Genomic DNA, 512 nt, shown 5'->3' on the forward strand with positions numbered 1-512 from the left:
GTGGTCGGAACGGCCCGTCCTCCGGCCAGGGAAGTCAGCGGGGCCAGCAGGTCGTCGCGGTCGGCGACCCGCGCGCCGCCTCCACCGAGACGGTCCGCGAGCTTGCCGAGCTGCTCCCGACGGTCGAGCTGCTCGCCGACGGCTCGCGACGCGACCCCTTCGTCACGACCTTCCTCGCCGAGCACGGCTACGACGGCGTCCTGCGCCCCGCGCCCCTGCCCCGCGCCGAGGTCCTGGTCCAGCTCGACGTCGTCGACGGCGCCGGCATGCCCGACCCGACGTCCGGCGCGGTCGAGAGCACCCAGGCCGAGGTCGACCGCGTCGCGCACGGAGCGCTCGTCGGCCGAGAGGAACAGGTCGACGTGCAGCGGGCGGATGAACTCGTGCGGGCTGCGGCCCTGGCGGAAGACGGCGCGCGTGATGTCGAGGTCGTGGTGCCGGATCGAGCGCATGACCCGCAGGCCCGTCTCCGGCGAGTTGCGCGACATGACGATGACCTCGACGAGCGGGTC

1 pseudogene is annotated in these 512 nt (G+C 74.2%); it reads right to left on the bottom strand.

The annotated features are described in order from the left end of the window. Positions 1 to 302 precede the first annotated feature (302 nt). A pseudogene (locus tag G3I78_RS52585) lies at positions 303 to 512 on the bottom strand (5'-nucleotidase); the annotation flags it as partial.

This window comes from Streptomyces sp. SID13726 (assembly GCF_010548375.1).
In the GTDB taxonomy this organism is placed as follows: Bacteria; Actinomycetota; Actinomycetes; order Streptomycetales; family Streptomycetaceae; genus Streptomyces.